Source organism: Streptomyces sp. 147326 (assembly GCF_045000215.1).
GTDB lineage: Bacteria > Actinomycetota > Actinomycetes > Streptomycetales > Streptomycetaceae > Streptomyces.
Genome location: NZ_CP134201.1, coordinates 2,312,207 through 2,326,089 on the forward strand (window position 1 = coordinate 2,312,207; position 13,883 = coordinate 2,326,089).

At 69.7% G+C, this 13,883-nt stretch carries 10 protein-coding genes; all 10 read right to left on the reverse strand.

The features are described from left to right. Positions 1 to 138: 138 nt before the first annotated feature. The 10 genes from RIU97_RS10190 to RIU97_RS10235 all read right to left on the reverse strand — a co-directional run bounded on the left by RIU97_RS10190 (position 139) and on the right by RIU97_RS10235 (position 13,862). Positions 139 to 933, reverse strand: coding sequence for a thioesterase II family protein (locus tag RIU97_RS10190; RefSeq protein WP_404955404.1), 795 nt, complete (start codon positions 931 to 933; stop codon positions 139 to 141). A 346-nt stretch (positions 934 to 1,279) separates the two neighbouring features. Continuing rightward, a complete protein-coding gene (locus tag RIU97_RS10195; protein WP_404955406.1) occupies positions 1,280 to 2,077 on the reverse strand; it encodes an ABC transporter permease in 798 nt (265 codons plus the stop codon). Continuing rightward, positions 2,074 to 3,087 carry an ATP-binding cassette domain-containing protein gene (locus tag RIU97_RS10200; RefSeq protein ID WP_404955408.1) on the reverse strand — a complete coding sequence of 338 codons (1,014 nt, stop codon included), beginning with the start codon at positions 3,085 to 3,087 and terminating at the stop codon, positions 2,074 to 2,076. The genes RIU97_RS10195 and RIU97_RS10200 overlap by 4 nt, the downstream gene beginning before the upstream one ends. A 45-nt stretch (positions 3,088 to 3,132) precedes the next feature. Beyond that, positions 3,133 to 3,981, reverse strand: coding sequence for a DUF4097 family beta strand repeat-containing protein (locus RIU97_RS10205; RefSeq protein WP_404955410.1), 849 nt, complete (start codon positions 3,979 to 3,981; stop codon positions 3,133 to 3,135). A gap of 106 nt (positions 3,982 to 4,087) precedes the next feature. After that, positions 4,088 to 4,618, reverse strand: coding sequence for a toxin-antitoxin system HicB family antitoxin (locus tag RIU97_RS10210; protein WP_361754698.1), 531 nt, complete (start codon positions 4,616 to 4,618; stop codon positions 4,088 to 4,090). A gap of 320 nt (positions 4,619 to 4,938) precedes the next feature. Beyond that, positions 4,939 to 5,436 (reverse strand): hypothetical protein, encoded by a 498-nt coding sequence (locus RIU97_RS10215; protein ID WP_404955412.1) that lies wholly within the window; start codon positions 5,434 to 5,436, stop codon positions 4,939 to 4,941. 34 nt (positions 5,437 to 5,470) lie between these two features. Continuing rightward, a complete protein-coding gene (locus tag RIU97_RS10220; RefSeq protein WP_404955414.1) occupies positions 5,471 to 7,471 on the reverse strand; it encodes a UvrD-helicase domain-containing protein in 2,001 nt (666 codons plus the stop codon). A gap of 333 nt (positions 7,472 to 7,804) precedes the next feature. Beyond that, positions 7,805 to 8,893, reverse strand: a complete 1,089-nt coding sequence (locus tag RIU97_RS10225) for a DNA helicase (RefSeq protein WP_404955416.1) — start codon at positions 8,891 to 8,893, stop codon at positions 7,805 to 7,807. Positions 8,894 to 8,901: 8 nt separating this feature from the next. Continuing rightward, positions 8,902 to 10,746, reverse strand: coding sequence for a DrmB family protein (gene drmB / locus RIU97_RS10230; RefSeq protein ID WP_404955417.1), 1,845 nt, complete (start codon positions 10,744 to 10,746; stop codon positions 8,902 to 8,904). Further along, positions 10,743 to 13,862: a helicase-related protein gene (locus RIU97_RS10235; protein WP_404955419.1), complete on the reverse strand. Its 3,120-nt coding sequence runs from the start codon at positions 13,860 to 13,862 to the stop codon at positions 10,743 to 10,745. The genes drmB and RIU97_RS10235 overlap by 4 nt, the downstream gene beginning before the upstream one ends. Between the last annotated feature and the right edge of the window lie 21 nt (positions 13,863 to 13,883).

Genomic DNA, 13,883 nt, shown 5'->3' on the forward strand with positions numbered 1-13,883 from the left:
GACATGAAGACCGGAATCTCGTGGGTTTGATTTCTCATTGATCTCAGCCGGCGGGCGGTGCGGCAAGCCCGAAAAAGCTGCCACACAGGAATTGCCCGCGGATAACCGCACCGCCCGTGATGCGACCCGATGGGGAGCTTAGGGCTCCAGCACCGTACCGGCGATGAATTCGAGGAGCTCGGCGCTCAGTCCGGGCTCGAAGAGATAGAAATGCCCGCTGGGGTAGACACGCAGGTCGAAGGCGGTGTCCGTGTGCGCGCCCCAGGTCTCCATCTCGTTCAGCGGCGCCCGGCTGTCGGACTCGCCGACCAGTGCGGTGATGGGCACGTCCAGCCGCGCGTCGACGGGCATGGCGTGCTGCTCCCAGAGGGAGAAGTCGTCCATCACGGACGGCAGCAGGGCCTCCAGGGCGTCCTCGTCGTCGGCGAGCTCCTCGTCGAAGCCGCCGAGCCGCAGCACCTCGGCGCGGAACTCCTCGTCGGACAGTCCGTGCAGCTGGGGCCGGTTGCGGAAGGGCTCGGGCGAGGCCTGGCCGGAGAGGAACAGGTGGGCCGGCCGGGGGCCGCCGCGCGACTGGAGCGCCAGCGCCAGCTCGAAGGCCAGCAGGGCCCCGCAGGAGTGGCCGAAGAAGGAGAACGGGCCGTCCAGGACGGGGCGCAGGGCCTGCACCAGGGCCCGGACGAGCGGGCCGACCTCGGTGGCGGGGTCCTCCATGATGCGGTTCTGCCGGCCGGGCAGCTGCACCGCGACCACCTCGATGTCGGCCGGGAGTTCCTGCACCCAGCCGGCGAAGGCTCCCGCGCCGCCACCCGCCTGCGGGAAGCAGACCAACTGATGGCGGTGTCCGGGCCGCCGCGCCCGCCATATGAAGGGACTTTCGACGACCAGTCCCGCGGCGGTTTCCGTTGCGTGGCTGCGCGTGTGTATGACCATGACCCCTCTGCAGATTTCGATGGAAGCGGAAAGCAGAACGCAAGAATTGGAATGCAGTACCGGGTGCGCTGGTGCAGCGGGCCGGATCGGTCACGGCCTATTTCCCGCACTTCCGCAATTGATCGTAGGAGTGGCCCTCCGGCGAGGCAAGGAATTCCCGCACAGCCCTGCCGGACGGGTACTGGTGAGCGATTCTTCCTTGCGTTTTCGGCCATCACGCCCCGTTCTTTGCGCTCCCGCCGTCCCGCTGTCCCGTCGACGGGACAGCGGGAGCACGAAGAACGGGGCTGCCCGGCCTTTCGGCCGGGCAGCCCCGTTCGGGTTCTCGCGTGGTGCGGTGGGGCGGTTAGCTCTTCGCCTCGCGGCTGAAGGCGGAACGGGCCCACAGGTAGCCGAGGACGCTGAGGACGACGCCCCAACCGAGCGCGAGCCACGCGCTGTTGCCGATCTCCGTACCCATGAGCAGGCCCCGGAGGGTGTCGGTCATCGGGGTGAAGGGCTGGTACTCGGCGAACCAGCGCAGTCCGACCGGCATGGACTCCGGCGGGACGATGGCGCTGCCGAGGAAGGGCAGGAAGGTCAGCGGCATGGGCGCGTTGCTCGCCGCCTCCACGCTGCTGGAGCCCAGACCGATCGCCGCGGACAGCCAGCTGAGGCCGAAGGCGAGCAGGGCCAGGATGCCGAGGGCGGCGAGCCACTCGACGACGGTGGCGTTGGGCCGGAAGCCCACCAGGAGCGCGACACCGATGACCAGGACCAGGCTGATCATGGTCTGGATGACATTGCCCACCACGTGCCCGGTCAGCACCGAGGAGCGTGAGATCGACATGGTCCGGAAGCGGTTGATGATGCCTTCGGTCATGTCCGTGCAGACCGACACGGCGGTCGATACCGCGCCGGCGGTGGCCGCCATCAGGAGGATGCCGGGGGCTACGAAGTTGGTGTAGTCGCCGCGGTCACCCGTACCGCCGCCGGGCAGTTCGATGCCGGCGCCGAGCGCCCCGCCGAAGACGTAGACGAACAGCAGGAGCATCAGGATCGGCATCGCGACGATCGAGATCGTCATCGAGGGGTAGCGCTGTGCGTGCTTGAGGTTGCGGCGCAGCATCGTCATCGAGTCGCGCATCGCGTACGTGGTGCTCATCGGCGGGCCTCCTGCGCCGTGTTGGCGGGGCTGGGAACGGTGGTCGCGTGGTGGCGCGACCCGTCACCGGTGAGGGCGAGGAAGACGTCGTCCAGGTCGGGGGTGTGGACGGTCAGCGCGTCCGCCGTGACACCGGCGCCCTCCAGCAGGTCGAGGACGGCGCGCAGCGCGGGGATGCTGCCGTCGCTCGGGATCTGCAGGGTGAGCTTCTCCTCGTCGCGGGCGCCCTCGTCGAGGTCGAGCCGGCGGGAGGCGGCGTCCAGGCTGAGCACGTCGGAGAATTGAAGGCGGATGTGCCCGCCGGGGATGCGGCGCTTGAGCTCGTCCGCGGTGCCCTCGGCGACGATCTTGCCCTTGTCGAGGACGGCGATCCGGTCGGCGAGCTGGTCTGCCTCTTCCAGGTACTGCGTGGTGAGGAAGATGGTGACGCCCTGGGCGGTGAGCTGCTGGATGAGCGCCCACATGGTGCGGCGGCTGCGGGGGTCGAGGCCGGTGGTCGGCTCGTCCAGGAAGATCAGGCTCGGGTTCCCGACCAGGGTCATGGCCAGGTCCAGCTTGCGGCGCATGCCTCCCGAGAAAGTGGAGGCCATCTTGCCGGCCACATCGGTGAGTTCGAACTGCCGGAGTAAGTCGGCGGTGCGGCGCTTGCCCTCCGCCCGGTCCAGGTGGTGCAGGTCCGCCATGAGGAGCATGTTCTCCTCGGCGGTCAGCAGGCCGTCCACCGCCGCGAACTGACCGGTGACACCGATCTCGCCGCGGATCGCTTCCGCGTCCCGCTGCAGCGAGTGCCCCACCACGGTCGCCTCGCCGGCATCGGCGGCGATGAGCGTCGAGAGGATCTGGACCGTGGTGGTCTTCCCGGCTCCGTTGGGGCCGAGCAGCGCGAAGATCGTTCCCGCCCGGACCTGGAGGTCAATCCCGTCGAGTACGACCTTCTCGCCGTACGACTTGCGCAGGCCGACTGCGCTGATCCCCTTGGGCGGGGCCATCTGTTCGGTCGCGGCACTCATCGTGCCCCCTCCATTTCGTAGCTGTTGCGAGGCAGAGCTCTGACGTCAGGCGCCGTGCGCACGCTGGATGGTGATGTCCCCGAGGCTGGTCCTCGCGTGCACCTTGACGGTCTCCGCGCCCTCCGTGGGGCCTTCGGCGGATCCGAGGGTGCTGTAGACCGTCCCGGACTGGGAGTTGATGTCGAGCCAGGCGGCAGTCCCCTGGCGAATCCCGACTTCGAGGTTGCCGGCCTTAGTCTGGAGCTCGACCGTGCCGCGCGCCACTTCCTCGATGCGTACGTTGCCATTCGAGCTCTTTGACGTCACCGACCCTTGCGCCCGGCCGACGGTGATGTTTCCATTGGCGACCTTCAGCCGCAGATCGCCCGCCACGTCGTCCAGCCACGTGTTGCCGTTGGAGTTCTTGATGTCGGCGTCCCCGCCGATCGTGCGGACCCGCACCTCGCCCGAACCGGTCGTCACGTCTACGTCCCCCGTCGCCGTGTCGAGCTGCACGTCCCCGTGCTGGGTCTTCAGCCGCACCGGACCGGCCTGGTCGAGCCGGATGTCGCCGGCACTGGTGCGGACCTCGCACTCGCCCAGCGTCCCCTTGCAGGTGATGTCACCCATCTCCAGCGTCCCGAGGAGCCGCGAGCCCTGCGGCAGCGAGACCTCGACCAGGACCGAACCGCGGGCGGAGAACAGCCCGCGCGCCTTCGGCGTACGGATCGTCAGCGTGCCGTCGGAGAAGTCGACCTTGGTCTCGCCGGCGGCGCGCTGGTCGTCCTTGTCCCCGGCGGTGCGCGGGTGGATCTCGACCACCGCGTCGGTGCGGTCCCCGGCACTGATCCGGGCGACACCGACCTCGACGTGGATGTTCGCGGTGATGGGTCCCTTGGTCTCGTAAGAAGGCATGGCTGTCCCGTCCTCGTGAGTCTGGTGGTCGCCCCCGCTCCGGGGACGTGAAGATGTGACGCGAGAGTGGTCGGCCTCTCGCACGCCGAAACGGTGTCCGGGGGGGCTAGCTCACCCAGCCCGTGAAGCTCTTCCTGCCACTGCCCCGCTGGGGCGCCGGCCCGTCACCCTGCCGCCCGCCGCCGGGCTCGAGCGCACCCGAAACGGCCCTGACGAGCCATGCGTTGAGCGACAGCCCCTCCCGCGCGGCCGCCTGCTCCGCACGCGTCTTGACGTGGCCGGGGAGTCGGAGATTGATACGTGCGGTACTGCTGTCCTCTCCTTCCGGCACGGGCGGCACGGCGGGCAGCGCGTGCGCTTCCTCGAAACCCTGCGCCGCGAAGGGCTCGTCCCGCGGCGGCGCGGTCACGACGAACTCGGGCTCGAGCCCGCGCAGCCGTACGTCCACCGAGCCCGGGGCGAGCTCCCGGGTGACCTCACCCATGGCGTCCGACAGGGCGTTCAGGAGGGTGAGTCTGGCTGCCGACTCTAGCGGTGCGGTGATGCGCTCGGCGAGAGCGCGAGCATCGTCGCCACCCGCTTCGGCGGCCACCGCGAGCTCGTGCCGAAGACTGGCGACATAGGGCGTGAGGTCCATGTCCCACAGCATGACACACGCGTGGCGCCATGTCGAGCCAATCTGGCACCACATCTGCCACCACCGACAAAACCGCAGGTCAGGCTTGGCATCATCGTCGCGCCAACCTGAGCCACATGGCGCCATCCCCGGATGGTCGCGCCACTCCGGCACCACGCGGCACCACGTGCGGGCAGCTGCACAGGGGCACGGTCAAGCCGGACCGGACGGGTGCGCCTCCCTCCCGTCGGGCCCCGGCGCGGGTGTCGCCCGTCCCGTCCTGTCGACAGGACAAAGACACCCGCCTCCGCGCATTGATCGAAAACGGTGCGACGCGGGACTTACGGCCACAGCTCCAGCAGTGCGTCCAGGGTGAGCTTCCACATCGGCTCGGCACCCGTCCCGAACGCCGCGGCGAGCGCGTACCCGACGGCCGCGTCCTCGGCACTCGGTTCGCCCTTCCACTCGACGGACACCCGGCCGTCCCCGCTCGACGAGAAGACCCCGAGGACCGCTCCGCCCCGGAGCAGCCCGCTCCCGTCGAGCGAGTCGGGGACCAGCCGGTACTCCCCGACATCCACCCGGTAGGACTTCCGCGTCAGGAACCCCTTGGCGGGCCGCAACGAGACCCGCGCCCCGTCGACGGTCATCGACAGGCAATCCGGGTCCCGCGTCCCGATCGGCACATGGCTCTCCACCGCCGCACCGGCAGCCCGCCCCACCTCGACCCGCGAAATCCCCTCCCCGTCCACGACGAGACTCCCGCCCTCGTGATCGAGTTCGACATCGACCGCTCCGAACAGCGGGTCCTGGGCGGGTACATACGAGAACGGGTGCATCAACTGGTCCTTTTTCCTGGGAATCCCCCCATTCTCAGCTCCGGGTGCCGCCTTCGGAGACACGGGTGACGCTGCCGAGCCAGAGCAGGTCACGAGCCCTGGTCATGGCCACGAAGAGCTGGCTGCGCAGCAGTTCCGCACGCTCCCGGGCCGTCTGCGACGTCTCCGTACCGCCTGCCGTGTCGGCCGCCGTCCCGTTCGCGAAGACCGCATCGTGCTGGGGCAGGAAGACGTTCTTGAACTCCAGGCCCTTGGCCCGGCGATAGGTGCCCAGCTTCACCGCGTCGACCGCGTGGCCGTCGTAGTGCTCCAACTGGCACACCGGGATGCCCGCCTGAGCGAGCAGCCGCTGGTAGTGCCCGATGGCACGCATGGAGGGGCACAGCAGGGCGGTGTCGGCCAGCGCACCGTCGGGCAGGGAGCGCAAGGCGTCCAGGAGTTCCCTGTCCTGGGCGTCCACCGTGGGCCTGGTGACGCGTACGACGTCCCCCTCGTGGTAGGTGAGGTCGACATCGCGGCGGCCCGGAGTGCGCAGGCCGTCGATGTCCTCGAACGCGTCGTCGGCCACGACGGTGAGCGCCGCGTCCAGGATCTGCTTGCTGTTGCGGTAGTTGGTGCGCAGCACCTGTCCGCGATCACCGCGGATGTCGATGCCCGCGTCGGTGAGGCGGAAGCCCCCCGGGTACACGGTCTGCTGGCCGTCGCCGACGAGCAGCAGGCCGTTGGGCACGTCACCGACGAGTGCGTGCAGGAGGCGCACTCCGACAAGGGTGAGGTCCTGGACCTCGTCCACGATGACGGCCGCGTAAGGGGGCCGTTCGCGCCCGCGTGACGCTTCGGCCAGGGCGAAGGAGAGGACGTCGTTGAAGTCGTGGACGCCGCGCTCGCCGCGCAGCGATTCGTAGGCTTCGTACAGCTCCCACACCGACTGCCGGTGTGTTCGGTGCAGGCTCGCCTTCCGTCGCCTCCTGTGGACGGTCGCGTACTCCTCGAAGCTGGTGAGCCCCCGCCCCTTGATGACGTAGTCGATCTCCTCGCGCCAGTAGGCCGGGGCCGGATCGAGCTCGGCCAGTCGGCTTTCACGGCCGACGTTCTTCCAGGCGAGGCTGAAGGCGGTCTCGGCCTTGTCCCCGTGCAGCCGCACCGGTATGCCCCGCTCCTGCAGGAACTCCTGTGCCCAGGAGTGCAGGCTGCGGAAGTCCACTCGGTCGGCGACGGCCGGAGCCATGGTCCTGAGGAAGGTGCTCTGCACACGGGGCAGATTGTTGGCGAAGGTGACGTACAGGATGCGGCCGGTGGTCCGCCTGGCCAGGTGGGCCGCACGGTGCAGGGCGACGACCGTCTTCCCGGTACCCGCCGGTCCGCTGATGCGCGCCGGGCCCGACCAGTTGCGGCGCACCAGTGCGACCTGATCCGGGTGGAGGAAGGTCATCCACTGCTCGATCGGCGCCCCCATCGCGCTCTTCAGGGCGGCATCACGCAGCCCTTCCAGATCGAACAGCCCGTCCGGAGTGCTCTGTCGGTGACGCTCGGGCACGGACGACGCCTGCTGCTCGACCGCCGACCCCACATGGCCCGGGAACACCCGCTCGAGATGATCGGCGATCGCGCGGACCGACTCCGCTCGCAGCCTGTGCCGCTGCGACAGCAGCACGGGACCGATCTCGTGTTCACCCAGGAGCCGTATCCGGCCGAGGCCCGCGTCGAAGCGCCGCCCGGCGAACACCATGAGCGGCTGGACTGCCACGGGGGACATTCCCAGGGACGCCACCGCGCTCTCGGCGGCCTTCGTGGCGGCGAGCAGCCCGGCCGCGTGTTCGTCCCGCGGCTCGCCTCCGGCTTTGACGTCGATGACGAAGACACCACCGGGTCCCACCAGCAGCATGTCCGCGTTCGCGGTCGGCGTTCCGGACCACTGCCGGTCGACGAGCAACCGCCACCCGCGCGCCGTCAGCACCAACAGCTGGGCGAGAACCCGCTGCTCGCCCTCCCCGACCGCTTTCCACTCCAGGCCTGCCGGCGGGCGGCCTGCCACTGCTCCCGGAGCAACCGCTCCTGCCGCCGCGCCTCCTGCACCCGCTGCGATCCCGCCTCGCCTGCCCCCATGCCGAGCCCCCCTCGTACGCGGAGTAACGATCATAGGACGAAACGCAACCAAAACGGCAGAGCGCATGCCGGCTCGAGAGCGGCCCCTGCGCGGGAGATCGTGGTGAACCATTCACACAAGGGGCGAAAGGGGCCACCATTGGCCGAGGCCACGAGTCCAGTACTGCATGGTGAGAGCAGCCCTCGCTGCTTGCCATCGCCACCCGATCGCACATACCCACTCACGCACGAGCCTGCGGCCGCCTCGTGCAACTGCGCCAGCTTACGAGCGCGCCAAAACGTGGCGAGGGATCTCCTTCAGGTGCCCCGGTTCCCTCTCTCCTGCGTAGACGAAGTGCAGGTCATGGCGCGCCCGAGTGGACATCACGTAGTAGGCCATACGCAGTTCCGCGGAGGTGGGATCTGTTCCTGCGTCGGTCTCCGTGTCAGGCACCACGACCGTGTCGAACTGGAGCCCCTTGGCACTGGCTCGGTGGACGATGACGATGCCGGGGCGCGACAAGTCGAGTGTGCGGTACCGGCCCGCTGTCGCTTGCGCCGTGTACATCTGCGGCCGCAGCCGCGGGGCTTTGCGTTCCAGCCGGGTGAGGAGTTCGAACTGGGCCTGGGTGGAGTGCACCACCACGCCGATGCTGCGGCCAGGCCCCCTCGCGGCGAGACCGATCAGCAGGTCCGCCACCGCTCCCTGGTTCGAGAGCGAGTGCAATCGGGGTACGGGGCCATCCCGCTCCGGAAGGGCGGGTGGACGGGGACCTGTATGGAACCTGGCCCCCAGCTCGGCCGTCTGCCGGGTGTTGCGGTAGTTGGCGTCGAGTACGTGGGGGGCGCACTTGCCCAAGCCCTGCGCGATCTCCAACAGGGTCGAGTGCGACTCGGTCAACCTCTGGCACTCGTCGGCGAAGACTGTGGTGCGGGCCTCCAGCATCCGGCACAGGCGGTAGAAGGCGGGGGGCAGATCCTGCCCCTCATCGACCACCAGCGTCAACGGACCGCCGGGCTCCGCGAGCGCGGCCCGCTCGTAGAAGGCCGGCCAGTCGTACCAGCCGTCATCGGAGCGTGGGGCGTCCGGGCCGTACCACCGGGCGAGCCAGGAATGGGCGGTCGCCACGGTGACGGTCGCACTGCCGGCGCACAGGGCGGACACCATCGGCGCCAGCGACTGCCGCAGGAGGTTGGAGCGAGTCAGCAGCACCGCCGGCGTACCGGTGAGGGCTAGCATGACGGCCCGCTGCACGGCCAGCACGCTCTTTCCACTCCCCGGCGGCCCGTCGATCACGTGATTTCCGTCGAAGGGCAGTCCGTCGAGCAGCGTGCGCTGAGTGGGTGTGAGGTCGAGGTAGGTCAGAGTCACGGTTCCGCTCATTCCTGCGTGGCCGCGGCCCGGGCGGCCGCCACGATCGGCTCGAAGAAGCCGGGAATGCCACCCCCGCCCACGACGAGTGCTCGGTCCAGCAAGGTGTTTCCGGTCTCGCAGCTGGTCTCCGGAAGCAGTGCACAGGCGTGGCAGGCGGCGCGGTTGAGATTGCCGAAGCCCTGACCGGTGTGCTCCGAGCACAGCGGGTCCGCGGAACACCAGGCGGCGGCCTCGGCCATCCGCAGCAGCGTCTCGGCGAGCCGGGGCTGCTCTCCCTGCTGTACCAGGCCCCCGAGCGTGCCCTCGGCGTCCCCTGCCGCGGTGTATACGAGCACCCCGTACTGGTCGTGTTCGGGCCGGGCATAGACGCGCTCGCGCAGGCTGGCCGTGGTGTAGCCCGATTCGAAGGACAGCTGGCGCACCAACAGATGTCCGAGAGTGTGCAGGAGCACGAAGCGAGGGGAGAGCTCCGAGCCCGTCAAGGCCTGGAGCCGGTCCTTCTGGAACGAGCGGTCCAAGTCGGCTCGCAGACCCGCCACCCGGGCCCGTACGGCATCATGCTGCTCCCAAGCGGTCAGCGCAGCCGGATCCAGGGCGATCAGAACCCCTTCACCGAAGACCTCCACCGCGGGCAGCCAGCGCAGCCTGCGAGAGGTGTCGGCGGGGACGATCGCGGAATCCGGGGAGACCCGGCTGAAGCCGGACAGGGCGCGTACCTCCCGCAGCCGGTCGGCGAGGATGATGCGCCCGACGCGCCGGTGCAGTGCGGCCCAGGGCTCCACGGTCTCCCCGTCCAGCCCGAGCCCGGAAGTGCGGACCAGGAAGTCACGCGTCATCGGCGGTTCGGTGGCCGTCAGCGCCGACCATTCCTCACGGCGCAGATCGGATCCCGCGGCAAACGCCGTGGCGGTGGTGGCACCGCCGCCTTGGGCGGGCGTGGTCGTCCCCGTCTCCTCGGCGACGAGCGCATCCAACAAGTCGTCGTCCACCCCCGTGTCCTCTTTGACCATCTCCCGGAAGATCTCGCCGCGGGGGGTCCCGGCGGCCTTGCACAGCGCTACCCAGTAGTCGCTCTCGCGGACGCGAACGGCGAGAGCCGCTCCATCCAGGGCCGGCACCTCGGCCTCGGGGAGGGAGAGGGCCGAGTGGACCACCGGGTAGTAGAGGTTGCCGGCGGTGCGCTGCACGACCTGGACCGGCTTGGCACAGTCGGCGGCTTCACGCGCCCTCTGCCAGGGGTTCCGTCCGGAACACCGCATGCCATGAGTGCCCAGTACGTCCAGCAGGTCCCGGGACGCGCCGCACCCGGAGGCCGCGCAGGAGACGGAGAGCGCCTCCAGACCGGTCGCCCGGTCCGAGACACGGAAGCGCAACTGCTCGCGCGATCCGCAAGACTGGCGCTGTGTGGCGTCAAGCCGCGCATGCGCCCAGAACCACCAGTCCACGTCGCCGAGGTGACCCCCGGCGCAGATCTGGACGAACCGCATCGGGGCGAGTCGGCGCACCGGCATGCAGGACGGGCAGCTCGGAGGTGTCCCGGGCTTCTCGTCTGTGATCCGCCAGCGCACCATGCGGCGGCACGACCCACAGAACAGCCAGGCCGGGAAACGGATGTACGGTGCGCCAGGCGCGTCGGGGCGGTCGAAACGGTCGTTGAGGGTTGCAGGCGCGGCGAAGAATCCGCTCACGCCGAGCCGGGAGGCCAATCGTGGGGACTCCACCGGCTGGCGCAGTCGCGACCAGTCCCCGATTCCGGTCGCGACGAAGGACTCGCCCTGGATGTCGAAGACCGAGCCGACGCCGAACGGGAGCACCGTTTGGGCCTGACGGACTCGCAGCTTGCGGTTCACTGGTCGGCTCCCTTCACCGTCACCTGGCATTCGCGGTCCACGCTGCGCATGGAGTGAAGGGTCTCCCACAACCCCCCGTGCTGTTCGAAGTTCTTCAGCAGGTTGTGCTGTCCCTTGCCCTGACTGCGGTAGTAGAGCTCCTTGCCCTCCTGCCTGGCATTGCGGGCCGCCTCCTCCCAAGCGGCGAGCAGCTCTGCGAGTTCGGTACGGACCGCGTGCGCCGCGCGCCGATCGCTGGCTCCTGCCTTCCGTGCGAGAAGTTCGGCCAGCGCCCGCGCCGCACCGATGTGCTCCGGCAGGTCCCCCGCCTGGTTCTCGGCGCTCAGGCCGAGCCGGTGCCGTACGAGGATGACGAGCGCTGCGTGCAGGGCGCGCCGGCGCGCCGGCACCGACCACGGTGTCACGCTGGTTGGTTCGACGTGTCGGTAGAGGGCCCGGTGATAGGGGTCGAAGGTCTCGTAGTGTGAACGGTCCCTGGGACGCGTGGCATTGAAGAAGGTGGCGACCAGTCCGGGTACTCCGTGCCGGCCCACCCTGCTGGTGGCCTGGATGTACTCGGCCGTGGTCTTGGGCTGCCCCTGCATCAGCATCAACGCGAGCCGTTTGACGTCCACCCCGACCGACAGCATGTTGGTGCAGGGCAGGAAGGATACGGCTTCCGGATCCGTCCAGGGCTTCTCCAGCCGGTCCAGCAGCACGGGCTGTTCGGCCCTTGCCAGGTTGCTGGTCAACTCCTGTACCTGGTGGTCGGCGAGTTGCCGGGCACCCGGTCCGGCGTCCAGGCCGGCGAGCTGGGCGGGAATGTCGTCGGCCGCTGCGGTGACGGTACGGCCGAGTTCGCGAAGGCTGTGATGGTAGGCGACGAGGGTCCAGTAGGAGTCCCGGTGTTCTTCCGGCAGTTCCCATGCTCCCTGGAGCATGGCCGCAGCGGTGGCCACTGCAGCACGGCCGGCGGTGTGTCCTTGAGCCATGATGCCCAGGTAGCGTCGTCCGGGGCGTGCAGTGTCGGGCTCGGCGAAGTAGGAGTGCCGGGCGTCGAGCCCGGCGGGCGGGAAGAGCTGTACGTCGCTTCCGTAGAGAGCGCGAACCTGTTCGCCGGAGCGGCGGATCGTCGCGGTGGAGGCGACTACCTTGGGGCCCGTCCCGTCGGCCGTCGTACACAGGCCGAGGATCGCCGCCTCGTACAGTCCGACGGTCGTACCGAGCGGACCGGTCAACAGGTGCAGCTCGTCCTGGATGACCAGGGACGGCGGCAGGCTGCTGCTCCCTGCTCCGAACAGGCTTCCCGCGCGCGGCTCCCAGGCGAGCCGCGCGAATTTGTCGACGGTACCGAGGACGAAGGTGGGCGGCCGGTCGTACAGCTGTTGGTCGACCACGGCGACCGGCAGCTCGTCATGGAATGCACATGCGTCGCGCGGGCAGAAGAACGCGAAGGAGTCGGCACCGGCCCGGATGCCGTAGTCGGCGTGGTCGGCCGAGCGGTGGGCGGGCACGATGCGGGTGCCGCACCAGGGGCAGCGGTCGAGGATGAAGACGTCCTCGGGGCGGGCGGCGGACCTCACGTCCTGGGCTGCCGTCGCCGCGGCCTCATACGTGTTGGGCGAGGTCGCCTCGCCGACCCACAGACCGATCGAGAACGGCTCCTCGCCGTAGCATTCGGGATCGCCTCGGCGCATGGTCTCCAGGGCGCACACGGTGGTCGCGGCCCTCTGGAACTGCTGGGTGGTCAGCAGACTGAGGGTGTAACGGCTGAGTACCGCGGTGCCGCCGCCCTTGGGGTCGCGGCGGCGCAGCACCATCACGAAGGCGGCGAGCAGCAAGTAGGCCTCCGTCTTGCCGCCGCCGGTGGGGAACCAGATCAGGTCGGTCATGCCCCGGTCCGGGTGGCGGGGGTCGGCGACACCGTCCAGGGCCAGCAGGAAGAACGCCAGCTGGAACGGGCGCCAGGCTGCCTCGGGGTCAGGTGCCGGGTCGACGGACACGGAGTCGCGCCGGGATCGCCTCTCCCCCGCCTGGTCGCGTGCGGAGTGACGCATCTGCAGGGCCATGGCGAGGTTGGCGGCGCGGAAGGCCTCCAGGACTTCGGGGCAGCCGGGATCGCACAGGGTGCGTACGCCGGACTCCATCCGGGCGACAGCAGCGCCGATGCGCTCCAAGATCCGGTCGGCGGCATCCCGGCCCCAGGCGGGTACCGCGGTGTCGCGCTGTTTCTCGTACCAGCGGCGGTAGTCGGAGGTGAACTCCGTCAGCTCCCGTCGCAGCTGCGCGAGAGGCAGGTCCGGGTCGGCGAGGTGCAGCACGTTGAGTACGGGTGTGCCGCTGAGGCCGGCCGCACGGGTCGCGGGCACCTCAGCCTCCGGCAGGACCACCGCGCGCAGTCCGGTCACGGCCTCGCCGTCGCGGCTCTCCTCGACCGCGCAGCCGTGGCCAACGGCATGGGTCCGCACGTGCCGGTACTGGAGCCGCAGCTCCTGCTCTTCCGGGTCCCGGCTGGCCAGCCGGACGCTGGGGTACTCCAGTACCCGGCCCTCGCAGGGACGGACGTCGAGCGCCACCTGGAACAGCATCCGGTCCCACTGCGCCGGCCGGCCCAGTGCCGGTTCGGTGCGAGCCGTGTTCACCAGCGCCACCGTGACCAACAGGCCTTCTCCGAGCGGGCGGCGACGGATCCTGAGTTCGGCCCGGCCGTCAAGGACGCCGACGGCATCGCGGTCCGGCCCGACCCGGTGGGTCTCCGGCGGCAGCGCGACCCGCTGCCAGCGGCGCCCCTGGTCACCCTGGGCGCGCAGAGTGCGGTAATGGGCGCCGCCGCAGCCGATCTCGATGGTGTCGCTGTCCGTGTAGAAGCTGAGGCCGAGGGAGGAAGGCAGCCAGGCGTTGGATTCCGGTACGGGGTCGTCCGCCGGGTCCGTGTCGAGGGCCGCTCCTTCGGTTCCGATGCCGTCAGCGTCGTCGGCTGCCAGCGTCAGCTGCCTCTGGAGATCGGCGTCCTGGGGGTAGAGCGTGCCCATGAGGTATTGGCGGTCGGGCGGCGCGTCGAGGACTTCGTCCTCGCCGTGAGCCGGTCCGACCAGCTGGCGGGTCAGATAGTCGACGAGTTCTTGTCGGGGGTCCATGGTGTCCTCGGGAGACGTACG